25 protein-coding genes are annotated in these 26,328 nt (G+C 37.3%); 6 read left to right on the top strand and 19 right to left on the bottom strand.

Features of this window, described 5'->3' with window-relative positions; genetic code table 11:
- Window positions 1-21: 21 nt before the first annotated feature.
- Window positions 22-366: a DUF1516 family protein gene (locus AC1TPB_RS14720; RefSeq protein ID WP_482077197.1), complete on the bottom strand. Its 345-nt coding sequence runs from the start codon at window positions 364-366 to the stop codon at window positions 22-24.
- Between the two features lie 221 nt (window positions 367-587).
- On the opposite strand from AC1TPB_RS14720, the gene AC1TPB_RS14715 reads away from it, so the two are divergent.
- Window positions 588-881, top strand: coding sequence for a DUF3817 domain-containing protein (locus AC1TPB_RS14715; protein ID WP_482061979.1), 294 nt, complete (start codon window positions 588-590; stop codon window positions 879-881).
- Window positions 882-908: 27 nt separating this feature from the next.
- On the opposite strand, the gene AC1TPB_RS14710 is transcribed toward AC1TPB_RS14715, so the two are convergent.
- From AC1TPB_RS14710 to AC1TPB_RS14690, 5 genes are all read right to left on the bottom strand, one after another.
- Window positions 909-1,691 (bottom strand): Nif3-like dinuclear metal center hexameric protein, encoded by a 783-nt coding sequence (locus AC1TPB_RS14710; RefSeq protein ID WP_482077196.1) that lies wholly within the window; start codon window positions 1,689-1,691, stop codon window positions 909-911.
- A gap of 53 nt (window positions 1,692-1,744) precedes the next feature.
- Window positions 1,745-3,070: an MFS transporter gene (locus tag AC1TPB_RS14705; RefSeq protein WP_482077195.1), complete on the bottom strand. Its 1,326-nt coding sequence runs from the start codon at window positions 3,068-3,070 to the stop codon at window positions 1,745-1,747.
- A gap of 186 nt (window positions 3,071-3,256) precedes the next feature.
- Window positions 3,257-4,432, bottom strand: coding sequence for a sugar ABC transporter permease (locus AC1TPB_RS14700; protein WP_482077194.1), 1,176 nt, complete (start codon window positions 4,430-4,432; stop codon window positions 3,257-3,259).
- Between the two features lie 131 nt (window positions 4,433-4,563).
- On the bottom strand, window positions 4,564-6,084 hold the full coding sequence (locus AC1TPB_RS14695; RefSeq protein ID WP_482077193.1) for an ATP-binding cassette domain-containing protein: 1,521 nt from the start codon (window positions 6,082-6,084) through the stop codon (window positions 4,564-4,566).
- 99 nt (window positions 6,085-6,183) lie between these two features.
- Entirely contained in the window at window positions 6,184-7,281 is a 1,098-nt protein-coding gene (locus AC1TPB_RS14690; protein ID WP_482077192.1) for a sugar ABC transporter substrate-binding protein, read from the bottom strand.
- 265 nt (window positions 7,282-7,546) lie between these two features.
- Between AC1TPB_RS14690 and AC1TPB_RS14685 the strand changes: the two genes are divergently transcribed.
- Window positions 7,547-8,026, top strand: a complete 480-nt coding sequence (locus AC1TPB_RS14685; RefSeq protein ID WP_482061973.1) for a glutathione peroxidase — start codon at window positions 7,547-7,549, stop codon at window positions 8,024-8,026.
- An 82-nt stretch (window positions 8,027-8,108) separates the two neighbouring features.
- The gene (locus AC1TPB_RS14680) at window positions 8,109-8,477 is read left to right on the top strand and encodes a MarR family winged helix-turn-helix transcriptional regulator (protein ID WP_482077191.1); all 369 of its coding nucleotides are present in this window, start codon (window positions 8,109-8,111) and stop codon (window positions 8,475-8,477) included.
- 67 nt (window positions 8,478-8,544) lie between these two features.
- On the opposite strand, the gene AC1TPB_RS14675 is transcribed toward AC1TPB_RS14680, so the two are convergent.
- The 5 genes from AC1TPB_RS14675 to AC1TPB_RS14655 form a co-directional block, all read right to left on the bottom strand.
- The gene (locus AC1TPB_RS14675; RefSeq protein ID WP_482077190.1) at window positions 8,545-10,767 is read right to left on the bottom strand and encodes a methyl-accepting chemotaxis protein; all 2,223 of its coding nucleotides are present in this window, start codon (window positions 10,765-10,767) and stop codon (window positions 8,545-8,547) included.
- A gap of 292 nt (window positions 10,768-11,059) precedes the next feature.
- Window positions 11,060-11,791 (bottom strand): LytR/AlgR family response regulator transcription factor, encoded by a 732-nt coding sequence (locus AC1TPB_RS14670; protein ID WP_482077189.1) that lies wholly within the window; start codon window positions 11,789-11,791, stop codon window positions 11,060-11,062.
- Window positions 11,792-13,093 carry a sensor histidine kinase gene (locus AC1TPB_RS14665; RefSeq protein ID WP_482077188.1) on the bottom strand — a complete coding sequence of 434 codons (1,302 nt, stop codon included), beginning with the start codon at window positions 13,091-13,093 and terminating at the stop codon, window positions 11,792-11,794.
- A 19-nt stretch (window positions 13,094-13,112) separates the two neighbouring features.
- Complete coding sequence (locus AC1TPB_RS14660) at window positions 13,113-13,271, bottom strand: hypothetical protein (RefSeq protein WP_482061967.1); 159 nt, start codon at window positions 13,269-13,271, stop codon at window positions 13,113-13,115.
- 2 nt (window positions 13,272-13,273) lie between these two features.
- Window positions 13,274-13,831 carry an accessory gene regulator B family protein gene (locus AC1TPB_RS14655; RefSeq protein WP_482077187.1) on the bottom strand — a complete coding sequence of 186 codons (558 nt, stop codon included), beginning with the start codon at window positions 13,829-13,831 and terminating at the stop codon, window positions 13,274-13,276.
- A gap of 283 nt (window positions 13,832-14,114) precedes the next feature.
- On the opposite strand from AC1TPB_RS14655, the gene AC1TPB_RS14650 reads away from it, so the two are divergent.
- Window positions 14,115-14,285, top strand: coding sequence for a hypothetical protein (locus AC1TPB_RS14650; RefSeq protein ID WP_482077186.1), 171 nt, complete (start codon window positions 14,115-14,117; stop codon window positions 14,283-14,285).
- Between the two features lie 148 nt (window positions 14,286-14,433).
- On the opposite strand, the gene cobA is transcribed toward AC1TPB_RS14650, so the two are convergent.
- From cobA to nirB, 4 genes are read right to left on the bottom strand one after another with little or no spacing between them, the layout of a single operon-like run.
- On the bottom strand, window positions 14,434-15,201 hold the full coding sequence (gene cobA, locus AC1TPB_RS14645; RefSeq protein WP_482077248.1) for a uroporphyrinogen-III C-methyltransferase: 768 nt from the start codon (window positions 15,199-15,201) through the stop codon (window positions 14,434-14,436).
- Window positions 15,202-15,209: 8 nt separating this feature from the next.
- Window positions 15,210-16,064 (bottom strand): formate/nitrite transporter family protein, encoded by an 855-nt coding sequence (locus AC1TPB_RS14640; RefSeq protein WP_482077185.1) that lies wholly within the window; start codon window positions 16,062-16,064, stop codon window positions 15,210-15,212.
- 50 nt (window positions 16,065-16,114) lie between these two features.
- Window positions 16,115-16,429 (bottom strand): nitrite reductase small subunit NirD, encoded by a 315-nt coding sequence (gene nirD, locus AC1TPB_RS14635; protein WP_482077184.1) that lies wholly within the window; start codon window positions 16,427-16,429, stop codon window positions 16,115-16,117.
- A 12-nt stretch (window positions 16,430-16,441) separates the two neighbouring features.
- Window positions 16,442-18,883: a nitrite reductase large subunit NirB gene (gene nirB / locus AC1TPB_RS14630; protein WP_482077183.1), complete on the bottom strand. Its 2,442-nt coding sequence runs from the start codon at window positions 18,881-18,883 to the stop codon at window positions 16,442-16,444.
- Window positions 18,884-19,272: 389 nt separating this feature from the next.
- On the opposite strand from nirB, the gene AC1TPB_RS14625 reads away from it, so the two are divergent.
- Window positions 19,273-19,866: an ANTAR domain-containing response regulator gene (locus AC1TPB_RS14625; protein WP_482077182.1), complete on the top strand. Its 594-nt coding sequence runs from the start codon at window positions 19,273-19,275 to the stop codon at window positions 19,864-19,866.
- A 15-nt stretch (window positions 19,867-19,881) separates the two neighbouring features.
- Window positions 19,882-20,934 (top strand): anthranilate phosphoribosyltransferase, encoded by a 1,053-nt coding sequence (locus tag AC1TPB_RS14620; protein WP_482077247.1) that lies wholly within the window; start codon window positions 19,882-19,884, stop codon window positions 20,932-20,934.
- Between the two features lie 111 nt (window positions 20,935-21,045).
- Here the strand turns inward: AC1TPB_RS14620 and AC1TPB_RS14615 are convergent, their stop codons facing one another.
- The 4 genes from AC1TPB_RS14615 to AC1TPB_RS14600 all read right to left on the bottom strand — a co-directional run bounded on the left by AC1TPB_RS14615 (window position 21,046) and on the right by AC1TPB_RS14600 (window position 26,276).
- Window positions 21,046-23,385 (bottom strand): ABC transporter permease, encoded by a 2,340-nt coding sequence (locus AC1TPB_RS14615; protein ID WP_482077181.1) that lies wholly within the window; start codon window positions 23,383-23,385, stop codon window positions 21,046-21,048.
- A 1-nt stretch (window position 23,386) separates the two neighbouring features.
- Entirely contained in the window at window positions 23,387-24,148 is a 762-nt protein-coding gene (locus AC1TPB_RS14610) for an ABC transporter ATP-binding protein (RefSeq protein ID WP_482077180.1), read from the bottom strand.
- Window positions 24,149-24,327: 179 nt separating this feature from the next.
- Window positions 24,328-25,593, bottom strand: coding sequence for a HAMP domain-containing sensor histidine kinase (locus AC1TPB_RS14605; protein WP_482077179.1), 1,266 nt, complete (start codon window positions 25,591-25,593; stop codon window positions 24,328-24,330).
- A complete protein-coding gene (locus AC1TPB_RS14600; RefSeq protein ID WP_482077178.1) occupies window positions 25,593-26,276 on the bottom strand; it encodes a response regulator transcription factor in 684 nt (227 codons plus the stop codon). Before AC1TPB_RS14600 ends, AC1TPB_RS14605 begins: the two co-directional genes overlap by 1 nt.
- Between the last annotated feature and the right edge of the window lie 52 nt (window positions 26,277-26,328).

Raw genomic sequence — 26,328 nt, 5'->3', positions numbered from 1 at the left:
ATGATTATCGTATTCATATTATTAGAACGCGATAACGCCATATCCAATTAATACAACAACTACTAGTAGCACTGCAAAAATAATCCAAAATGGCAATGTGCTTTTACCTTTTCTTTGACGAACTAAGATCATTTCCATCATACCAATAAGTATAATCGCTAATACGATTTTCAAGTCGAATACACGAGAATATTCACCTTGGAAGAACATATAGCCACCAGAAAAAATCTGAATTAGATAGAATAGTCGTAAAATCATATGTGTTACTTTTTTCACTTTTTCTTTTTTCACAAAATAACTGACCAAGAACAATATAATCATAATTAGCCAAGCTGCAGAATGCGTATGCGACATTCCAGTAAACATGTAATTACCTCCTTCATTCATTTCAATATGGTATGTATGGACTTATTTCTTCTACATTAGAATTATACCAGTTTCGTAATAGGAAGCAAATCATAGTTGTTATCATCTATGACCTTTTTTCATTATCTTATCGAAAAATAATAATATTGTCACAGCTTGCCTAGCTTCTCTAAGCAATCTGTCGCTATACTACAATTATACAACATATTAAAGGAGATCTTATGCTAAAAACACCTATAGGTAAATTAAGATTAGCTGGACTGCTGGACGGTCTATCACTTATCATTCTTGTTTGTATTGGTATGCCTCTGAAATACTGGATGGATATTCCGGAAGTTGTTAGTATTGTCGGTAGAATTCATGGTGGTATCGTTGTCGTGTATGGTGCTAGCATTATTTATGCAACGATAAAGACACGTTGGAACTTCATATGGACAGTACTTTGTTTCGCAGTAGCATTTATACCATTTGGTAATTTTTTCTTAGATCGCAAGCTTGAAAAGTTAGACAAATAATATCAATACATGAGTATCGTATTGTCGCTACACATATTGAATAGCCGCCTCCTGGTCAATATGTGTAATTGACAATTGTGGTAACTGAAGTTGTAATTGACGAGCCAAAAATCTCATCCCCGCTTCCTCACTCTTCTGATGACCTACAATAAGCATAGCAATATCTTTCCCTAGTACATTAGCATCTCTTATATACTCTGGAGTTTCCCATTCCAATCCTTCACCAGCGATAATTAATTGTACGTTCCCTTGCTCATATGCAGGGATACAGTTGTCACCATTCCCACGGAATCCTAGACGTAACCAAACGTTTGAACATAACTGATCTTGATGACCTATAAGCTGGATATGGTCTATTGCCAGACGGTTTTTCAAGTGCCTAGCAATTTGTCCCACCGATTGTTGTGGTAAATGTAATAAATCTGCTTGCTCTTGCGCTGCATAAGAAGACCATTCCAATACGTCAAGAAACCCAGCCGAAATAATATCAGGGACGTAGCCATGTGCATAATCATGGAAACGAATAACCTGTATATTATGTTTACGTAGAAGTTCAAGCTTCTGCTCGATTACTTTACTATCACCGAATTGAGCATAATTATCATGATGTTGATAGTAAATCGATTCATGTGAAATAATGACATTTATCCCTTTATCAATAGCCTTTTCAATAACTTCATAACTACATATAAATGTAGTCCCAATCGCTCTAACTTCTTCATTGCCATCGCCAATGATAATTCCATCAACAGTATGAGCTAACTTGCCTACAGGAGCTATTAATAACTCCATTAACTCTTTAACTAACATGCTGTCTTACCTCCTAGATTTCATAACATTGCGTTCCATCTACTCTATCATTCCTATCCTTCAATGCCTGTCTGATTTTTGATCATATACGTGGAAACCATTTTCTCATCAAGACGATAGAAATACATCGCAATTAACATTACGACATAACCTATAATCGGAACTAAGGTGAAAATCACCCATATGCCGTGTAATGCTTCCTCACTTTGCGAAACACTTTGATTAACATATCCATAATAAGAAAGTAAAGCTAGACATAATGTAGAGGATAGCGCACCTGCAAGCTTCGTAAACATTGTCTGAACTGAAAATGCAACTCCTACTGTACGTTGTCCAGTAATGGCATTACCATACTCAATACAATCTGCTGTAAACATTCCATATAATAGTAGAGGAATTTGCATACAGAGCACACGAATAGCTGCAATGACAAGAAACAGTGTAAAGTTATTATAACCTACCGCATACTGAATGAGCGAAAGAATAATAACGAGGAATGAACAATAGATAGTTAGACGTTTTTTTCCGAAAGCAGCTATTAGCTTAGGCAATAGTGGTGAAACGATAATAATTGGCAGCACTAGCACCGCTAACAATATGGTGAGCATTCCTTCATCACCAAGATTAGATTTCGCAAAGTATGCTGCGATCGTTTGGAGTGTATTTGTCGTACTCATTAGTAAATAACCGATAAAGAAAATAAAAAAGTATTTATTACGCAACAGGTACTTAAATATTTGTACGAATGATGTATTCTGCGCTTTGTATACGACTCGCTCTTTCGCTACAAAAGGTAAAGGCATCATCGTAATTATTGATGCTACACAATAAATAGCCATTGCACCAAGCCAACCCAATGAACCCACTAACATCATAAATCCAGCTGTTAGAATCGCAGCAATGGCTCCCGTCATACGTGCTATCGCAATTAGTTGATCTCGTTCGTATACATGTTTAGTCATTACTGTTGATAACGAAAACATTGGTGAATCAGAGACAGTGTATGCCATCCCCCACATAATATAGGTAATGTAAGCAAATACTAGTTTCATAGAATAACTAGCATCTATATTTACAAACGCAAATAACATGGTGAGCGGAACAATAATACTTGTGTATTTCAGCCAAGGTATGTATTTTCCTGATTTGAAGTGTAACTTATCTACAATTGCTCCCATAATAGGATCATTAAATGCATCCCATAATTTAGCGATCAACAGCAACGTCGCTGTAGCACCTAAAGATAAACCTACTTCTTCTGTATAGAAAAACGTAAGAAATTGAATCTGAAGCATATACATTAAATTTTGTCCGAATGAAAAGCCTCCATAGCTCCACTTTTCGAGTGTAGTTGTCATATTTCCTTTTATCGTTGTCATCCTCATTCCCCCTTATTCTCAATCATTAGTAAAAACTTGCTATTATTATAATTGTATTATTTAATAAAACATCATTCAATTGTAAAATAACACAAAAATTTATAATATGCTAAAAATACACCTTCAATTTGCAATAGTATCTTATAATACCATTACAAATTGAAGGTGTATTTAGTTTGTGTAGATTCAAGCACGCTTTCTACGCGTGACAATATCAAATATTACAGCAACAGCTAGTACACCGCCACGAATCATATATTGATATGAGATTCCGACTCCTAGTAGATTCATACCACTTATAAGAGATGCCATTACGATAGCGCCAATAATTGAGCCTGTTACTTTCCCAACACCACCTGCAGCCGATACACCGCCTACATAGGCCGCTGCAATCGCATCAAGTTCAAACAATGTTCCCGCTGTTGTTGTTGCCGATTGTAGACGAGCAGTGAATAATATGCCTGATAGAGCGGATAGTAAACCCATAGAACCAAAGACAAAATAAGTAATCTTCTTTACGTTAATACCGCTTAGATGTGCCGCTTCAGGGTTACTTCCTACAGCATAGATATGTCTTCCTATTACAGTCGATGTCGTTAAGAAATGATAAATAACTGCTACGATTAACATAATGATGACCGTCCACGAGAAGCCGTTATAACCCGCGAGAATATAAGTAATATACGCAATAATGACAGAAATAAATACTAATTTAATAGCAAACATACCTGTTGACATGACTTCAAAATTGTACTTTTGTTTGTTTTTACGTTTGGAAAATTCACTAACAATATACAATACAATAATAATAGCTCCAATAATCAATGATAATAAATTCAAATGCATTACTTTCATGATCGCAGGTATGTATCCATTTCCAAGTGCATTAAATGTTTCGTCTTTAATACTAATAGTGCCTGACTTTTCAGTAACACGCAGTAATGCACCACGGAATATTAACATGGCCGCTAGAGATGCAACGAACGAAGGAATTCCAATGGATGCAACGAGATACCCATTGAAGAAACCAACGACAATTCCTAACACAAGAATAACTGGAATAGTAATAATGACTGGAACGCCTAATTGGGTTAACAATATTGCTGCAATCGCTCCCAAAAATCCTGCTGCAAATCCGACAGACAGATCGATATGTCTAATAACAATGACTAACGTCATACCCACTGCTAGTACAGCAATATACCCTGTAGCATCTAATAAGTTACTAATATTACGGGAGGAAATAAATAATCCATCCGTTAATATAGTGAACGTTAGCATGATAACAAATAATGCAATATACATTCCGTATTCACGTATATTTGTTTTCAGCATCGCTTTGGCTTCATGCATTAATTTCATAAACATTAACCTCCTAAAACTTTTCGTTAACTTCTTGATATACTTCAAAGCAACGAAAAGTATCTTCGTAAGTATAAGCTAAAACTTTTCGTTGGCTTCTTGATATTCGTCATAGAAACGAAAAGTATCTGTTATTGCGTAGCTAACTCCATAACCTTTTCCTGGCTAGCATCTTCAATTGATAATTCACCCTTTATTGACCCCTCGGCCATAACATAGATACGATCACTCATACCTAATACTTCGTTCAATTCAGATGAGATCATAATAATACTCATTCCTTCTTGTATTAACTGATTCATAATCGTATATATTTCAAACTTCGCTCCTACATCTATCCCACGCGTAGGCTCATCTAAAATAAGGACGTTAGGTTTAACATACAACCATTTACCTAAACTTACTTTTTGTTGATTGCCACCACTGAGATTGCCTACCAACTGCTCTACTGAAGGTGCTTTAATATTAAGTGAATCTTTATATTGCTTAGAAATTTTCACTTCTTCATTCATATTAATCACACCCCGACTAGAAATCTTTACTAGATTTGCTGCTGATATATTTTGCTTGATATCTTGCAAAAGAAATAGACCATTTCCTTTACGATCTTCAGTTACATAAGCAATACCAGCTTTTATTGCGTCCTGTGGATGCTTGAACTGACCTGATTTCCCTTTCATTATTAGTTCACCTTGCAATTTATATGATTTCGGATTTCCAAAAATACTTTGCGCTAATTCTGTACGACCAGAACCCATTAATCCTGCAATACCCACAATTTCGCCTTTTCGTACATAGATGTTTGCGTTTTTTACAACATTTCGACCTAGCGTAGCATCATATGCTGACCAATTTTTAACTTCTAACACCGTTTCACAAATATTTTTATGTTCACGCTTTGGAAAGATATCATCAATCTCTCGTCCAACCATATTTTTAATAATAACTTCTTCAGTAATTTCATTTTTTTTCGCGTCCAAAGTACAAATGGTATGTCCGTCGCGAAGAATCGTTGCTTTATCAGCAATCGCAATGACTTCCTTTAACTTATGGGAAATCATAATACAAGTAATTCCTTGTGTTTTAAGTTCTTTCAGTAATATCAACAAATTTTCACTGTCATCTTCATTAAGTGCAGCTGTAGGTTCATCCAAAATAAGCAGCTTCACTTCCTTACTTAACGTCTTTGCAATTTCCACCAATTGTTGTTTACCAACACCAAGATCTTTGACAAGCATGGCAGGATTGACCGTTAATTTTACATTGTTAAGCATTTGATTCGCTTGTACAATCGTTTTGTTCCAATCAACCCCGAATCGACCCTTCACTTCATTTCCTGCATAAATATTTTCATAGACAGTTAGATCAGGGAAAAGCGCTAATTCTTGATAAATAATGGAAATCCCGTTCTTTACACTATCCTTAATTTTCTGAAATTGTTGTACTTGCCCTTGATACACAATATCGCCAGAGTATGTTCCATGCGGATATACTCCACTAAGCACTTTCATAAGTGTAGATTTTCCCGCTCCATTCTCACCTATTAAGCAATGTATTTCACCTTCTTCAACCTTAAAGTTCACATTACTTAATGCTTTAACACCAGTAAAATGTTTAGAAATATTATTCATCTCTAATATATATTTGCCCATAATATTCAGCACTCCTTAACGTTACTGGACGCTAGAATAGCGGAATAGCGATATACTTTTTTATCACTATTCCGCTGTAGCTATAAGTCCTAGACTTTTTTATAGCCCAGTAAATTCTTTAGCTTCATAGTAGCCCGAATCAACCATAGCTTCTTTTACATTTGTTTTATCTACACTAATAACATCTGTTTGTTTTGCTTTAACATCAACTTCTCCATTGTTGTACGTACCTGTTGTAGCTGGAGTTTTACCATCAAGAATACCAACTGCCATATCCATAGCGTCTTTCACAAGGACACGTACATCTTTCAATACAGTCATCGATTGCTTACCATCAATAATGTATTGAATAGTTGCTTTTTCAGCATCTTGACCAGAGATTACATAACTAGCAATGTCACCGTCTGTTGCAAACACATCGGCGATAGAACGTGAAGTACCGTCGTTAGGACCAAGAATAGCTACATCGCCTTTTCCATCAGCTGCTGCAGCTGTTAGATGCGTTTGTGCTTTGTTTTTTGCTTCGTTTGGATCCCAGTTCGTTGTTACTTGACCAATAATTTTACTCATTTGTTCGCGATCAAGTGTAGCAACGTCTTGAAGTGCAATGGCCTCGCTAGAGTTAGCAATTTTGAATGTACCATCTGCAATTTTGGGTTGTAGCACTTCCCATGCTCCTTGGAAGAATAAGAATGCGTTATTGTCAGTAGCAGCACCGGCATATAAATATAGCGGTTGGCCGTTACCTTTGGTATGGTCTACTAAGTATTGTGCTTGTGCTTTACCTACGTTCACGCTATCAAATGTTACATAGTAGTCAACAGCATCTGTTTTGGTAATTAGACGGTCGTATGAAATAACTTTAATGCCGGCTTTCTTAGCTGCTTCCACTGCTGCTGCAGCTGCATCACCATCAAAAGGACAAATAATTAGTACTTTAATTCCTTTTGCAATTAAAGCATCAACATTTTCTTTTTCTTTTGCAGAAGAACCTTGGCTAAATAAGATTTCCGTATTGTACTTAGAGTCTTCAAGTGCTGCCTTGAAACGCTCTTCATCCTGTATCCATCTTGTTTCATCTTTTGTTGGTAGAACAATGCCAATTTCAATCTTTTTGCTACTCCCACATGCTGCAAGCATTGTTGCAAACATCATAACTACTAGAAGTAAAGTAACCAATTTGAACTCTTTCTTCATTACGTAACCCTCTCCTTAATGAATAATGAATGGTCTTAATTAAATATAACGATGCAAAAATATTGTCCACATTATAAAATACTCAATAATTTTTCGAATATACTACTATTGTTATTTTTATTTAATAATGTACTATATTTCAGGTCGATGATAAGACTATTGATTGTTGGTTAACACTATGGTAAATTAATCACACACGATTAAATCGTACACGATCATTAAAATAATTTCACTAAATTGATATCAATTAATAAGGAGGATCACAATGACAACTATTTATGATTTCAACGTCAACAAGCCCAATGGAGATACGATTTCATTGAAAGATTATGAGGGTAAAGTTGTACTTATCGTTAATACGGCAAGTAAATGTGGATTAACACCGCAATTCCAAGGTTTGCAGGAGCTATATACAAACCATCACGAAAAAGGATTTGTCGTGCTTGGATTCCCTTGTGACCAATTTAACAATCAAGAATTTGACAATATCGAAGAAACAACAGAGTTTTGCCAGCTTAATTATGGAGTGAGCTTCCCAATGTTTGCGAAGATTAAAGTTAATGGTGATGATGCAGATCCATTATTCAAATATTTGAAGGAAGAAAAGCGTGGCTTATTAATGAGAAAAATCGAATGGAATTTTGCGAAGTTCCTAATCGATGCTCAAGGTAAAGTCGTCAAACGCTATGCGGCTACAACTGACCCTAGTAAATTAGAAGGAGATATTGTCGCTTTATTGCAATAATAGCGGCAAATGATAAGCAATGAATTCATTTTTGACACTTAATAAGCAACTTTGCTTTGCCATCTATGAGGTTTCTAGTCAAATGACTAAGCTATATAGTAATATCCTTCAGCCATTCCAGCTTACTTATCCGCAATACCTTGTATTGCTAGCTTTGTGGGAAGAAGACGGAGTTACCGTTAAGCAGTTAGGGGATACGCTTGGTATCGGTACAGGTACATTAACTCCTATGCTTAATCGGATGGAAGCTCAGCAATGGCTACGCAAAGAACGTAGCAAACAAGATGAACGACGTGTTCATCTTCATCTTGAACGTAAAGCCTATGAACAACAGCAACTTATTGCCGATGCCGTATCTAGTAAAGTAGCTAGCTGCCACATTGAACAACAGCAATATGAAGAGCTGCTTGAGCAGCTTCATATGCTCAAAGAAAAACTACAAACATCATAGTATCACCGTACAGCAAAAAGTAGCATGCGCTAAAGAAACTTTCTCTCGCACATGCTACTTTTCATCTCTAACGCAGTCGTTCCTCTGTTAGCTTGAATTGACCTACAAGTTGTTGCAATTGGCTCGTAATGATATCCACTTGCTTACTTGTATCTTGAACCCCTAACATTTCATCAGCTAATGTATTTACTCGCTTCCCAACACTTGTCGATACTTTGCGATTTTTATTACTGACTTGCGCAATTTGTTCTAATAATTCAACTACCCCGTCAACAACTTCACTCTTACGCATATCTTGCATGTTAGCTTCACTTAAAGCTTCCGCAACAGTGTGTACAAGTACATTTCCTTCTTCTACTACACCATTGCCTTCGTCAATAATATGATATGCTTTCTGAGCCTCCTTATAAATCCGATCTGTAATCGCATGTACTTCCGCAGTTGATTTCTTCGTATTGTTGGCTAACTTTCTAATCTCACCTGCAACGACCGCAAATCCTGCTCCTTGCTCCCCAACATGCGCTGCTTCAATAGAAGCATTAAGTGCTAATAAATGAGTTTGAGCTGAAATTTCTTCAATAACACTAATTACATTTTTAATATCTTGCATCGTATCTACAAAGCTATGTATCGAATAATTCGTAGCTTTTACTTTGGTGGATATTTCAAGCATTTTATCTCCTATACGATCAATTTCAGACTGAGCTATACTAATTTGTGATGCAGCTTGTCCTTCAATGACATTCAATGTCTCTCTCATCGTATCTGCCATCTCTCGAACTTGTTCAATATCAGCGAGTTGCAGATGAATACTATCGATCATCTCTGTTACTTGATGACTTACTTTTCTCGTAGAGATCGTCGTTACCATTGCCGTTTCATTCATGGCCATCTGACTATCCGATACTTGACTTGCTGCTGTTCGAACTCTTAGCATAACCCCTTCTAAGGAATCCATCATATTATTCAACCATTTTGCAATATCTTTAATTTCATTACCATTGAAATTCGAAAGATCTAATCGCTTAGTAAGATCACCTTTACCTTCGGCATTGTTCTGAATAAACTTCTTCACTCTACGAATTTGATCAATTTCTCGTTGATCCGTTCTATTTTTCACGATTCGCAGTACGAACCATCCTGCAATAAGTTGAAAGACACCTACAGTAAGTCCAGTGATCCAAGGAGACATAATATTACCTAGCAAGCCAACGATGGCTACAGAGCAGACAGCAATAACAGCAACACTTATTGCCTCCATCTGCCTGCGCTTCGTTCCTATACTTCGAACACGATATACCTCTTCAAAGTCACCCTCACACATCATCCCCCATACATCTGGGCAATGAGGCAATTGAAACGTACAACCTTTACCAACAACCGGGATATAGCGATAATCTGGATAGGCTGGAAACTGTACGTACAGATTAGCACCATTTTTTATCGTATTCGCTACACCTGGATGTAGTTCCTTAGTCGCTGGACTTATAAATTTCAATTCCAGTTCCGTATGTTCTTTGACGGTTACCGTCCCCCAATCCGTTGTTACACCGTCCTTCAAGTTTTCACCCATCGTGAACGTTTTATCTTCAAACCGACTCCGTGACAATGCAATCCCGGGCTCAATATGTGTAAGTAATTTAGGTTTTGCCATAAATAAATAATTATCACCAGAATCAGGATAGACATGCCCTGCTTCACGCTGGATTAGATCTCCAATGACATCGTTAGGTATTCTTCCACATAGTATCGCAATTAGTCGCCCATTATAGGTAACAGGTTTCATAAATAGCAGTGTAACTGCATCATGGAATGAAGATGATCTCGCACCAATTTTCAGTGTAACGGAATCAACATAAGGTCCAAATAATAACGGAATTTCCCACTCTGCATGACGAAGATAGTCAAGCGCATGCTCTAATATACTATTTCCAGCATAAGAAGTATTTCGATGTTCTTCATCTGTCGATGCAAAAGCTTGCAGCGCATCATTCAGTACAAATAACTCCGTGAAATCAATAGAGTTCGAATATACTTTCTGTAACATGGGCGTTAACCATTCCTGTGTCAAATCTGATGGTTGAAGCGCTGCTTGATTCACCTGCACTATACATTGCTCCGAAAGTCGATCTATAATATGCCAAGTATCATTCGTCCAGTCAATTAATAATTGTTTTCGGGTATCTGATATTCCATCAAATTCACGCTCAATATCTTTTTGCAGATGTTTATTATGCTTCCATGATTGGGCTAATGGAGCTCCTACTTTATAACCTAGCCAACCGTACATATCAGTTCCCCCTGCCAGACATTGTTAATATAGCTCACATTCATGAAGTGTTAACCATATCGTAGCATATACACGGTTCATATTCTTTGCACTCACGGCTTATTATTTATACTAACTTTACAAATTTTCCGCGACAAAAAGGGCTGTTGCACAAATAGCAATGCTACTCGTGCAACAGCCCTCCTATGAATGTACCCGTTTGGCATGAATAATAAATCTAGCATCCGTTATCTCGTACGTGCAGGTTACTAATGTAAGCAATTGATCGTCTGAAGCTACTTCAACATTAGTATCATAATTCTATTCTCTCTAGCAACTCTCTCATTAATCGGGATGATACTGGACATAACGCTCCATTGCTCATCGTTAGTAGCTTCGATCGCTTGTCTACTTCCTTAACATGATTAATATTTACAATATAGCTTTTGTGACAACGGTAGAACGGGCCATTGATTTCTTCTATTTCTTTAATTCTACCGTAAAATTCATATCTACCATTCTTTTCATGTAGCTCGATCTTATGTTGCTGAGCAGACGTTTCAAAATAGTAAATATTATTATATGGAATGTTTTTAATCTTCTCACCAACTTTAATTTGGAAAAAGTCTGTATCAACTACTTGACCGATTTGAACATATTTATTAAATGCTACTTGTAACGATTCCTTCACCTGCTCTGTAAATTTTTCATAGTTGTCCTTCACAATAAAATCAAGTGCAGCCAATTTATAAGTAAATGTTAATTTTAGTTTTTCCGCATGAGTCGTAACAAAGATAATATTCGCTAAAGGGTCTTTTTTTCTAATCTCCACGGCCAAATCAATGCCTGTTAGCGCCGCATTTAATTCAATATCAAGAAAAAAACAATCCGCTTGATAATCCTTCAAATAAGTAAGCACTTCATTGGGACCAGATGAACTTAATACAACCTCAATCGACGGCTCGCTGAACATCGCATAATTGATAATCGTTGCATGTATTAGTTGTCGTTGTGCCAACTCATCTTCACATATAATAACCTTCATCTAACTAACCCTCCTCGTCTCAATAACTACCTCTTGAATAAACCATTCGCTATCAATAGAGGTATTTATCACCGTATTCGGGTAGTTACTAATGATACTTCGAACCGTTGATAATCCTAGCCCTCGCTGACTACCTTTAGTCGATACGTTTTCATCAAATAGTCGCGATATATTAATGTCTGTTAGATTTGTTCGATTCTCAATTACAATAACAACATCACCATCTATCGTTAACAATATAGCTAGATTAATTTTGGCGTATGGAATATTTTCACTACCTTCAATTGCATTATCAAGTAGTATTCCAATAATTCGAGCTAGATCAATAATATCCATATTAATATCTACAATTTCATCGGGCACCTCTACATTAACAAGCACGTTTGACTTTTCAGCTGCTATAACCTTGGTTGCGATTAAACCTTTCAATTCAGAAATTTTAATATTTTTCAGCTGCATAAACATTAGATTATGATGCAATGTTTGCTGTTCTACTTTAATGATATGGTCATGAAAGTAGCTTTTCAGCCCTTCCATATTATTATCATCTAGAAAACCACGCATAGTCAGTAATATATTGACGTAATCATGTCTGAACTTATGCATATCTTGATTCACCTGCTCGAGTTCCTTCATATAATAGAGAAACTGCTCAAACTCAATTTCTTTTTGCCGTATACTGTTTCGTTTTTTGAAGTAATACATTAGTAAACTACCTAAAATCATCATTGAAATAAAATAACTCGCTTGCACAAGTAAATTAACTTTTACTAATTCAACCTCTTCAGCATTAGCCGGTATAAAGATGTTCAGATATATCACGATTACAGTAACAATCATAATGATCATTAATGATAGTTGTACAAACCATGGGACATTCAATACTTTATTTCCTTTTTGAATAAACATTTTGTACAAATGAATAAGAACAATGTAGATGAAACAAAATATTACTAACTTGATTACCATTGAAGTATTGCCTAAGCTGTCGATCATATAATTGTCTAGCAATATCGAAAAGTGGTCGGCGATTATTCCGCCCACCACTAATATACACAAACTAACTGCGCTCAATAAAGACTTCGTTGTATAGCAAAAAATAACGACAGTCGAAATAAGTAAATAGCAAATGACCAACCACTGCGGGCTCCATATTAATAACAATAAGGTAGGTATTACTACGATTCCAACAAGTAGTGCTACAATTTTCATTGTTGGTTTAATACTCATCATATAAAAGAAACCACCAAATATGAAAAAAAACTCTAACACGCCATGGGCAAGTATTTCAAACTGTCGCATTTTTCGCCTTTCCTATTACCTATTTGAATTGAGAAAGATTAGCTTGAATGTCATGTGGTACTTCTTCTTCAAAAAAGAACAATGTACAAGAGCTTGCGGCAGCAATTCCTGCTAACAAAATAACACCTGCAGCGATTTTCCCCTGCATTTTTCCCATTACATTGTGAACTAAACTCATACCTAACATCTCCCAACTATAATTTTTTGGACGATCAGCACTGTACATTCAAGCACTAATCCTAAAGCAATAAAAGGTTTGAGAACGGTTGGAACGAGTAATATCGCTAATAACAGCACACCTAGTCGCAGCCAAATTCTTTTGCGTAAATATAATCGATGCTTCTCATTATATACTGGCTGTTTTACTGTGCCGATAGGTGCAATCATAACAACAATTAATGCTGTAAGTGCAAACATCGTGTAAACAATCCAATCTGATACAGATACATATGTGATTAACTTACTTACAAGCGGAAATCCAATAATGCTGTAACCAATACACTGGAATAGTGACTTAAAGTGATACCCTAAAGCAACCTGTCTAATGAGAAAAAAAGCTACATTAGTAATCATCGTTTCTAGCAAACATCCTAACAATATAGCTACCGAGTATACGGATACTATAGTCGCTAGATTAGTTAGCATAATTCGAATCCCGTAATTCAATTTGGAGCGTTCTAACGTTGTGTGGTTCTCTCGAACTAGTCGATCGAACAAGTAATTAGCAACACCTTCCATTGTCCTCCCCCTTTCTAGCATTATTCTACCAAATTTTTCATAGTTTTTGAGTATTAAGTCGTAAACGCCCTGTATTTGAGCATAATCGTAATATTTTGTATCTCTATATTCCATTTTCACATTTATGTATTTAATTGTAAAGATATTTCTGCATATTTCTACATCATCATTCCCTCTAATAAACTAAATAGAATGGGTGTTATACATTAAATCGTCTTATACATACATAATTTTGCACTAACTGTGGAAAAATAGAGTTATCTTGCATAAAGGAGGAGATATTATGTCTTTCAAAGATCAGTTCAATAAAAAGAATAATAACAATTCTAAGCAAAACAATGAGAAGGAAACGCCATTACAACGATCTAATCAACACGATGTAGAATTTGCTGAAGAAGCGGCTAGTGAAGCCGGATTGACTTTAAAAGAGTACAAAAAAAACAAACCACAGTAATCTATACACAACAAATAAGCCGCTGTAAACGTACCTATAGCACGTATACAGCGGCTTATTAAATTGTCGATTCATGATTATTCAATTTCAGTTACATAAAGAATACTAATTCGATTTGTAATGTCGTTATTCTATTAGCAGGTTTCTGCTATGAAATTTTATTCATTAACTCTGCCTGCTGATAGGCATAACGCAATTCCTCTCTAACTCGAACAACCTCTCCAATAATAATAAGCGCGGGATTTGTTAATTTATTGCGAGTAGCTATCTCACTCATATCTTCAAGCGTGCCAGTAAACACTCTTTGATTAACCGTCGTCCCTTGCTCAATTAAGGCCACTGGAGTAGAAGGTAACTTACCATTGCCCAATAACTGAGCCTGTATATCGGCCAATTGACTCACCCCCATATATATTGCTAATGTATCGACACTATGTGCAAGTAAATCCCAACGTACTGGCTTACTCCCCTCTTGGCATCGCGTACCAGTAACACAAGCAAATGATGCAGCATACCCTCGGTGAGTGATAGGGATACCGACTCCAGCTGTTGCACCAAGCACAGACGTAACACCAGGCACAACCTCATAAGCAATACCATTAGCAGCTAGCTCCAATATTTCCTCTCCACCTCTACCAAAAACAAATGGATCTCCACCCTTGAGACGAACAACTTTCTTCCCTTTCAACGCATAGCTTACCAAAGCTCGATTAATTTGCTCTTGCGTCATCGTGTGCTGCATTGGCGCCTTACCACAATAAACTAAGTCCGCATCTGGTCGTGCATACTCCAGTAATTGTTCGTTAACTAATTTGTCATACATAATGACATCCGCTTCTTGGATACGACGTATCGCTTTAATGGTAATAAGCTTTGGATCACCCGGTCCTGCACCAACAATATAGACCTTGCCAATTGCACCTCTCATAATACACCGTTTTTCTCTTGTTGGAGCTCTGATTTAAATACTTGGGGCTTCCGAGGGAAAATTGTAGTTCCCTTTTTATGCGATAAATATACTAGCAAACCCGTGAAAACTGCACCACCTAAAAAGTTACCAATAAGAACAGGGATTTGATTCCAGAACCACCAATCCCCCACACTCACATTAGCACCAAGTATCATCCCAGCGGGTATAACGAACATATTGACAACCGCATGCTCAAAGCCTTGTGCGAAGAAAATTAAGATCGGGAGCCACATTGCAATAATTTTGCCACCTGTTGACTTTGATGTTAGCGCCATAACAACACCGAGTGTTACCATCCAGTTACACAGTATCGCTTTGACGAATACAAGTAACATCCCTTCAGAGCCTAAGCTTTTGTAGCCCAATGTTTTTGCTTCAGCAACATTAATTAGGTTCTGGATCATCGGTGCATCCATTTTCGACCACATATTCGTTATAACTATAATATATAAAAGTGCATAGAAGCCACAGCCTATCAAATGCCCCAAAATAGAGTACCCGTAATTCGCCAGCATGCGGGTGAACGTCGTTTTCTTCTCAAGTACCGATAGCGGAATTAATGCAAAATTACCTGTTACAAGCTCCAATCCAAGTAATACAATCATGATAAAACCGACAGGAAAGAGTATCGATCCTACGATCCCAAGGCCTGTTTGCGCGGTAGCAGTGAACGCAAGCGTCGTCGCACACGCAAGTATTGCTCCTCCTAGAGAACCACGAATAATCGTTTGTATTGCACTAGAGTTGGCCTTATTTGCACCATTTTCAATCATTGTTTCCAATACTTCCGCAGGCTTGACATAGCTCATTCCACACACACTCCTTCAATAAACTCTATCCAAATTAATTACCCGGAAAGTTAGATTGTAATATAGATATCTCCACTTTCTCTATCTACTTCTGTTTCAAATGTTGTAACACAGCCATCATCGGGTTCTTGCACGCGACCACTGCGTAAATCGATTTTCCAATCATGTAATGGGCAATGCACCTTCCCTCCGCATACCATACCCTCCGAAAGCAAACCGCCTTTATGTGGGCATTTATTCTCTACCGCTAGCACACTTCCATCGGATAGGTGAAAGACAGCAATATCAATATTTTGAATTCTTAATTTACGCGAACTTTTCACATCGATATCAGATATCTTTCCAATTAAAGTTTTTGTAGCCATAACCGCTGCCCCCTATCTCATTGCTGACTGTACGTCAGTAAGTTGTTCAAAGTTTTTGCGAAGCTCTTTGTCTTCAATAATTTCTTTCCATGGATCTGTCGTTAGACTGATTGTCTTCTCAATTCGATCAACAAGGGCCAATCGATCCTCTTGGTTTGCAAGCGCGTTCTTCACATAATCTAGACCTACTCGTTCTATCCAATGTGCAGTACGCTCGTTCCAAATTGCATTTTCGCGATACAGTTGTAGGTACGCCGATGACCATTCCATTACTTCATCCTCTGTTTTCACGACACAAAGCAAATCCGTCACTCTAACCTTCACACCGCCGTTACCACCAACGTGAAGTTCCCAGCCACCGTCGATTGCAACAACACCGAGATCCTTAATCGTAGCTTCCGAACAGTTGCGTGGACATCCTGATACAGCTAGCTTCACTTTAGACGGAGCATTCAAACGCTCATATGCTTTCTCCATACGAATTCCCATCGAGATCGAATCTTGAGTACCAAACCGACAGAAGGTGGAACCGACACATGTTTTCACAGTACGTAATGTTTTACCGTAGGCATGACCAGACGCCATATCGAGCTCTTCCCACATTTTCGGTAAATCTTCCTTCTTCACACCTAACAAATCAAGACGTTGACCACCAGTGAATTTAACCATAGGCACATCGAATTTTTCGGCCACCTCAGCAATCTTTTTCAAATCAGCCGGTGAGGTCACACCACCATAAATTCGCGGTACAACTGAGAATGTTCCGTCTTTTTGAATGTTGGCATGATAGCGTTCATTCGTAATACGTGACTCCTTCTCATCTATATACTCTTCTGGATATAGCATACCGAGGTAATAATTGAGCGCTGGTCGGCACTTGGTACAGCCTTCGGTTTGATTCCAGCCTAGTACGTTCATAACCTCTTTCACGGTTAATAGCTTCATAGACGTAATTTCCGCTACAATCTCATCTCTATTCAATGTTGTACATCCGCAAATACCTTCCTTAACAGGTTCACCTACTTGATCTCCTGCATACACTTTGAGCAAACCTTCTACAATCGGTTTACAACCACCACATGAAGCCGATGCCTTCGTGCACGCTTTAACTCCAGCTACTGTTGTACAACCCTTTGTCTGAATTGCATCAGTAATCGTCGCCTTAGATACCCCATTACATCCACACACGATTTCATCCGCAGCCATCGACTCGTATCTACTTAAGCTAGATGATTGACCTCCCAATTGATCTAAAGGGATACCAAGCAGCAATTCCTTTTCTTTACCTTCGATTGATTCACCCTTCTTAATTAAGGAGAATAACTCCGTTCCATCTGATATATCACCAAATAACACAGCGCCTACTAGTTTTCCATTCTCAATAACAATTTTCTTATAGGTGCCACTAAGATCATCCTGAATACGTAATGCCTTCGTACCTATATTTTCAACAAATCGACCAGCAGAGAAAACATCAACTCCAGACACCTTAAGTTTTGTTGAAGTAACCGAGCCTGCGTAACCAGGAGTTTCAACACCTGCTAGCTTTTTCGCAAGAACTGCCCCTTGCTCATACAACGGAGCTACAAGACCATACGCAATACCGCGATGTTCCGCGCATTCACCCACTGCATATACACCAGGCACACTCGTCTGCATAAAATCATCGACTACAATACCTCGATTAATCTCAATTCCTGATGCTTTGGCAAGTTCAATATTAGGTCTAATTCCGACTGCCATAACAATTAAGTCAGCCTTCACTTCACTACCATCGGTAAATTGGAGTGCTTTGACTCGGCCACGGCCTGTAATACTAGCCGAATGCTTATTCAACAAAAATTCCATCCCTTGTGATTCAAGCTCTCTTTGTAACATTCGTGATGCAGGTTCATCGAGTTGTCTTTCCATTAGATAATCGTGAATATGAACGACCGAAGCATCCATCCCCAAGTGAAGCAGACCTCGTGCCGCTTCAAGTCCAAGTAAACCTCCACCAATAACGACTGCTTTCTTATATTTTTTGGCTGTCTCCATCATAATTTCACAGTCACGTATATCACGGAAGGCAATAACACCTTCTTTATCCGCTCCCGGAATCGGTAGCATAAACGGTTTTGAGCCTGTAGCAATAATTACCGTTTCGTACGAAAACTCCATCCCAGTTTGCGTCGTTACAATTCGACGATCCGTATCCATCTTCGTAACCTTTTGCCCTGTCACCAGTTGAATACGATTTTCTTTGTACCAATTCATATCATTAATAATAATCTCGTTCATATCTGCCCCACCTGTAAGCACAGAAGATAACATTATCCGATTATAGTTAGGATGCGACTCTTCTCCAATAATCGTAATGTCATAGGCATCAGGCGCCAACTTAAGTAGATGCTCAATCACCCTTACTCCAGCCATACCATTTCCGATTAATACTAATTTCTCTCTTTTTACCATAATTATCTCTCCTCTCCACATTACCCAACCGATTTACAACATCCTTCCTTAAGTAATCAATTTGACCAATGAAACTAGAAAAAGCCTAACTCACAATTTGCACTATGACACACGCATGGCTTGTCATAAATTGCATAAATTGCGAAGTCAGGCTTCATTGCCGCTTCAATCGAATACATCATTGTATCCGAGAATCTTTGCTATTCAATTTCGATAAACTCAATATACTACATCCTTTAGGTCCATGTAAATATATGTAACACAGTTTTTTTTATTTTTTTGAAAATATCGACATACATCACCTTCTGTGTTATATATATTAACATAAGTTAGTTATTATACAACATTCAAGATGTATATATCCATTAGGAAGGGAGTGAGTCTCCCATATGCGTTCAATACTAATAATCTCAGGCTACACTGTTGATTCGAGCTCAATTACAGACTCTGAAATAGCCTTACCTACACATCTCTTAGAGGAATGTGGATATATTGTTATTCATCCACTTACCACACATCAAGCCCAGAAAGAAATTATCGATGCTGATATGATCTTATATATTTTATCGTTAGATAAAGTAAATCATTGGACTCCTATTCTTACACCATTGAAAAGAATACCCACTCTATGGTGGTGCAATGAAACCACGTCACAGCAGTCTAGAGAATTTTGTGAAAATGATCCTTCTCTCGATGGGATATTAACAGCAAACATGAATGATTTCGAGCTACACTGGGCACTGCATTTTGCAGCCAAACAATGCTTTGAACGGCAGCAATGGTTAACCGAACGTAAATTGCTTGAAGAAAAAATTGAGGAACGAAAATGGATCGATAAAGCTAAAAATATTTTATGTAAAATGAAAAATATCTCCGAAGCAGAAGCTTATGATTTACTACGCAAACAAGCTATGAATGATCGCAAACGAATGGTTGACGTTGCTTCATCGATCGTAAAGGCTTATCAATTACTATTGAAATAAATCGAGGGGGCGCATATCATGTTCACCAAATTTTTAAAGGAAGTAGGGCGCGGCAAAAGAGGCGCTCGTGATTTAACCTATGAGGAATCACTCGAAGCAGCTAACTGGATCTTAGCGCAGAAAGCTACTTCTGCCCAGACTGGAGCATTTCTTGTTGCTGAACGAATTAAAATGGAGAGCGTGGCTGAATTAGAGGCATTTGTTGTTGCTTGTCGCAATCTAGCCTTCCGTTCACCTATACAGAAGGGAATCGATTGCACCGGTCCATATGACGGACGTACGAAATCCTTTTTCGCCTCATTCGCTACTGCATTTCTGCTTGCTGCCGCGGGTTTACCGGTTACACTCCATGGGTCAGCTACTCTCCCTCCAAAAAGAGGAGTTACCATTCATGATATCTTAACAACTAGCGGAATAGACATTGAGCATATGACCAAGGAACGATCCATTAACATTGCCAAGCAAACAGGTGTCCTATACGTCCCATCTGAGCAATGGTGTCCTCCACTAGCGGCAATGCGATCTATTCGCGAAGAGCTAGACATGCGTACAATTTTTAATACAGTAGAGAAACTAATAGATTATTCACACTCTCCATATCTCGTTTTCGGAGTATTTCATAACACTGTATTTAACCGTATGAGTGAATTATTACATCATCTTGGCTATAGTAAGTCGCTCATAGTGCAAGGTGTTGAAGGCTCAGAAGATTTATTTATTGATCGCCCTACACGGACGTATCTCGTCGAAAATGGAGAGGCAAAGCTGAGCGTTATTGATCCTGATCTGTACGGACTAGAAACAACATTACCTGACAATATAACGTGGACAGCAGAAGCACAATTCCGTACAACGGAGGAAATTTTGCAAGGTGGAGGACATATTGCACTAGCTAACCAAGTATTGCTTAACGCAGCTACTCGTCTAAGTCTCACAGATCACGTCAATTCCATCGAACAAGGAATATATACTTGTAAGCCACTTTTGGAAAATGGTACCGCCTGGGAACTCTATAGTCATTGGAAAAATGCGATGCTAGACAAAAACCATGAACTTGCGACCAATTGAACTTTATTATCAAACGTTAATGGAGCAGTTTCTTCGTAGTTTTCACGATGAAGAAACTGCTCCATTTTTCTAATTTGTATAAAACCCGCTTATGGCATGTTATTCAGTTAATTACTCCGTTATCAACTCATATGCTGATATATGTTTAATTTTTCTCGCAATCAGCATGGATACAGCATAGGCTAACAGTGTAATCATAACACAGAAAATAATAATGACCGGATAGTTGATAATAAAATTAACACTACGAATACCTACACTAGAGAGTAGCAGCGCTAACATTTTATTCGTGTACAAACTACCAAGTAGTCCACCGATTACTACACCAACGATAACGATAGGCACAAAGCTCCAAGCAATTTGGTTCATTAATTGTAACGTAGTATAACCGATTCCCTTTAATATTCCGAATTCTTTCTTACGCTTTGTTATGATCGTCTTAATAACAAGATATAGAATGAGAATAACAACTAACATCGTAGTTATAAGAATAATAAGCATAATGAGAAATACCACTGAACTATACATCCCTGTCTGACTTTCTAGTGTCTCATCTACATCAATAATATCGTCTAATGTATATCCCAAACTCTGTTGAATCGCTGTAATAATCTTCGAATTGTCAACACCATCGGAGTAAATTTGGAAGGTGGAAGGTTTATAATTGGGAATATGTTTCTCGATTCCTGCTAATGTAATTGCCGCAAATTCGCCCATATAATTAATAGACTGACTTAAGCCGGTAATGAGATAGGAATGCGATTGTTGACCTGCTGTAACAGTAACCATATCTCCGATATCCTTTGCAAGCAGCTGCGAAACTGACCATGAGAGTGTAATTTCATTATCATATTGAGGAGCTCGCCCCTTGAAGACCGTGTTGTTATTGAGCTTACTGTAATCATTAGATAGTTGGGTATAGAAGCTTTGACCATCAATATCCGTTAAGATGACATCAAGAATCGTGACCTTCTCTACCCTTTCAATACTCTCTAATTTTTGAGCTAATTCATCTTCATTATAATTACTTATGACAATAACATTTGAAGTTTCTGATCCTACCATATGAATAAAAGCCTGTTTTTCTTTTGCAATGTTATAATATAGCACAATGGAGAATACGGAGGCAAATGTAATCGCCGTAACAATAATAACTAACATTATATTTTGCTTAATGTTTGCCAACAAAGTTTTACTTGCTAGCAATAGATGAATACTACCTCTTGTTTTATCTAAAGGAATAAAGTTCTTTCTAAAGTTATGAGTGTGAATACCACCTCGCAACGATGCCACAACAGCCATTTTTTTTATTCTAATCGTGGAGAATAAAATAACAACAAATACTAATAGTGATATTAGTACAATACTCAATATATTAATCACGCCATTAAAACTTGCATGCCATACTAAGCCTGTTAGTGATGATATGACCTCACCCAATAACGGATTTGCAAGATAGGAACTTAATACTCCTAGGATGCTAGCAATGCATGTAATTGATAAAAATTGAATAATAATTGACGCGATAATTTGATTACTCGTATATCCAAGAGCCTGCAGAATTCCGATATTAACCATACCATCTTCAATACTCATGCTCACTCGGAATTTAATTACGATTAAGGAGACAACAACAATAATAGCGGCAAATGCCACGAGGATCATAGCGATAATATTGACTGTCATTGAGTTAGCTGTTTTCACCATATTAATATCACTATCCCAATAATATCCGTTAAACTCTCCCGTTTGCAATTGCGGAAAATCCCTTTTAAAGTCTGCTAGAAGCGTGGCTGCTTCTGATGGATCATCTAACATTACGGAGAGCAGAATGGCTGACTCTTTTTCACCTAGCTTTTGCGATAGTATATTATACGTACTATCTGTTAAATACGCCTTCATTAGTCCCATATTATTAGTGCCAAGCATCGTCGCTTCAAAAAATGCTGCAATACGATACGTATAATTATTATCTTTATAATTTATTGAAAACGTGTCACCTAATTGATAACCGCCACTAGTTTTGAGGATATACGGTAAGTAAATATCATTTTCTTGCACAGTATCAAGTTGTTCAATTAATGCTAATGGTGCAATCAAGCTCTCTGTTTTCATATTAAGGAAGGCTAAGCCGTGACTCATATCACTTCCCGCATATTGAAAGAGAGCGGAATTCATTACTATCGTATGTTCTACTTCTGTCTCGCTGACTCCATCATATGAAGCAAAATATTGTTCAAAGCTTTGATCATAGTTAGCTTGATCAATGACAACCGCAGCATGAGCATCACGAAGCTTAGTTACTTTATCATCATAGAAGGTATTCATTTCGCTAATAATTGTAATACCGAGATTAAGTAGCATTGAAGCTAGAAATATTAAGACAAATAAGGAGGCAGCAGCACTTTTACTATGCTTTATATTAGCGATGGCAAGGTTAGTAAGTTTCATGCTACCACCCCATTTCAGTTAGAAATGCTTTTAACTTCTCACTTCGTCCCTGATTATCCTTCGCATCATATACATCCAATCGCAAATCACCGCATATCGTTCCATCACGCAAATAAATGATGCGATTTCCTCGTAAAGCAGTTTTCAGATCATGCGTAACCATAACAATACTTTGCCCAGAACCATTTACCATTGTCATAATATCCAGGACAGAATCACTAGACGCCGAGTTAAGTGCACCTGTTGGCTCATCTGCAAACACAATCTTTGGACTATTAATTAACGCTCGGACGATTCCAACTCTTTGAGCCTCGCCGCCAGATAATTGTGAAGGATATTTGTTCCATGAAACTTCTAATAAACCGACGCGATGCAATAGTTCTTTCGCAAGCTGTACGATCTTCTTCTTGTCTTGCTTCACTAACAATCCACTCGTTAATATATTGTCTAACACACTCATATTGTCTAATAAATGCATCTGTTGAAAAACAAATCCACAATGATTCCTTCTGAAAACTGCAAGCTGATCATGACTGAACTTTGAAATTTCTTTTCCTTCAAATTGAATTTCTCCTAAAGTAGGTTTATCCATCCCGCTAAGCGCGTAAAGCAGTGTAGACTTCCCTGAACCTGAACTGCCCATAATAATTGTAAAATCTCCTTTATAGAGATCCATATTCAAATTTTTCAATACATGCTGCTGTAAGCCTTGATTTGAAAATGTTTTACATAACATTTTTGTACTCAATACTACGCTTTGCATTACATTGTTCTCCTTTTTATACTTAATTGTCCCTCTGCCTAATCCCGCTTCGATAAGCAAACAAAAAGGACTGTATCATCGTTACAGTCCTATCATACAAGATCAATCCTTAGTTAATCTTTGCTCAATCCTTAACGGTTTCTTAATTCGTTATCAAAGTCCGCTTTTTGAACTTCCTCTTAGGCGAGTTTAATGTGGACAATTACCGTAAACCCGTCTGCCCGATTACAGCACTCAATCTCACCTTGCATATGTTGCATGAAATATTGCGATAAATATAGGCCTAGACCTGTGCCATTGTTCCCATCTATATTATGACCACGATAATATTTATTGAACAGGAAAGGCAGTTCATCTTCGTTGACTCCTTGACCAAAGTCTCTAAACTCAAGGACAAGATGAGTAGCATTAATATCGTTCGTAATATGTACTGCGGTTGCTGCGTATTTGTAGGCATTACTCAATATATTATCAAATACCTGTTGCAGCCGAAGCTCATCTGTCAGTATAATGCATGCCGGCAATGGGTCACATACAATATCATTGTCGTACGTTGCCTTGCTGATCATTTCAAACAGAATATTGCTAGATTGTTCCGCTACCTCTACCTTTAATTGCTGTAATTCTTCTAATGTTGCATGAAACATATCTGTCACAAGTAAATTAATCTGCTCTGCTTTAGCATAGATCGTATGTAATTGCTGCTGTTGCTTGTCATCATTAACCTTTAATAGCATTAACTCACTAATTGCTTTTATGGATGCCACTGGAGTTTTGATATCATGACTTAAGCTAGCAACAAGCTCTTTTTTACTTTGATTCGCATTATATTCGTTACTGCGTGCGATCGCCAGTTCTTCGCGCATAATATCAAAGCTTTCAGTAAAAGCTCCGAATGGATTGTTAGATTCAACTTCTAACGGTGTATCAAGATTGCCTCTCGCAATGTTCGTAGCAAATTGTTGTAATTTGTTAAATGGAGTAAAAACAGTAGCTTTCAGCACTACGATGTAACCGATACTAATGATTAATAACATTGCGAATATAATGATTAACGAAGTTAATAATTGATGTTTCATCTGTTCAAGAACGCTAGCTTCTTGGTGGTAGACAATAACTTTACCTATTAATTCATCTTGTTCATATAAATCAATAATACTTTCTCGATCTTTAATGGCATTATAGAGCGTATTAAATGTTACGTCCGATGATTGATATATCACTTGCTCATCAAAATCTACGATTGCTATATTCGAGTTTTGTTCAATACTTTCAAACTGTCCTTGCTCGATATCCGTCCAATTCAGCTCAATCTGCTGGACAAGTTCATTAATCGCTACAATATCAATTGAAACAGTCTTCTTCTGCTCGATAATTAATACTGTAGCGATAATTGCTACGATATATACAATGACAAGTAGACCAATTATTCGTCTGATCTTCATTAACTTTGATCCTCAAGAACGTAGCCAGTTCCCCAAACGGTACAAATATATTGCGGATCATTGGCATTCTTCTCGATTTTTTCACGTAAATGACGAATATGAACATTCAATGTACCATCACTTGTTATCGAATCACCCCAAACCTCTTGAAACAATTCATTCTTTGAAATGACTCTATTTTTATGCTTTGCTAAATAACAAAGTAAGCGGTATTCCATTGTTTTCAATTTAATCTCTTCGTTGTTAACACGCACTCGACATAGATTACAATCAATCACGACATTGCCGAATTGAAGAGTTTCTGTTGAAACTACTTGATTTCTGTACCTTTTCAATACAGCTTTCACTTTTGCAAGTAATACACTTAACGTATATGGCTTCTGAATATAATCATCACCACCAATATTAAGTGCAATTAGTACATCGTCATCACTAGAACGTGCACTAATAAATAGAATTGGGATTTGTGTTGTTAAGCGGAGCTTCTTACATAGATCAAAGCCTGATGTCTGACCCAAATTAATATCTAACAATATAATTGCAACATCATGCTGCTGTAAAAAACGTTCACATTCCGCAGCACTAGTTACATAGGATGACTTTACATCAAACATATTGAAATACTCACATGTTGTTTCGGCTAGTGCCACCTCATCGTCGACGATAAGACAATCATACTGCATGTTATATTCCTTTCCTTTCTGAAAATAAGCTAGTTTATTATTTATGCGATAT

It is taken from the genome of Paenibacillus sp. Y951 (assembly GCF_056786395.1).
The sequence above is the reverse complement of the archived record's forward strand: the minus strand, read 5'-3'. Positions and strand labels throughout refer to the sequence as shown.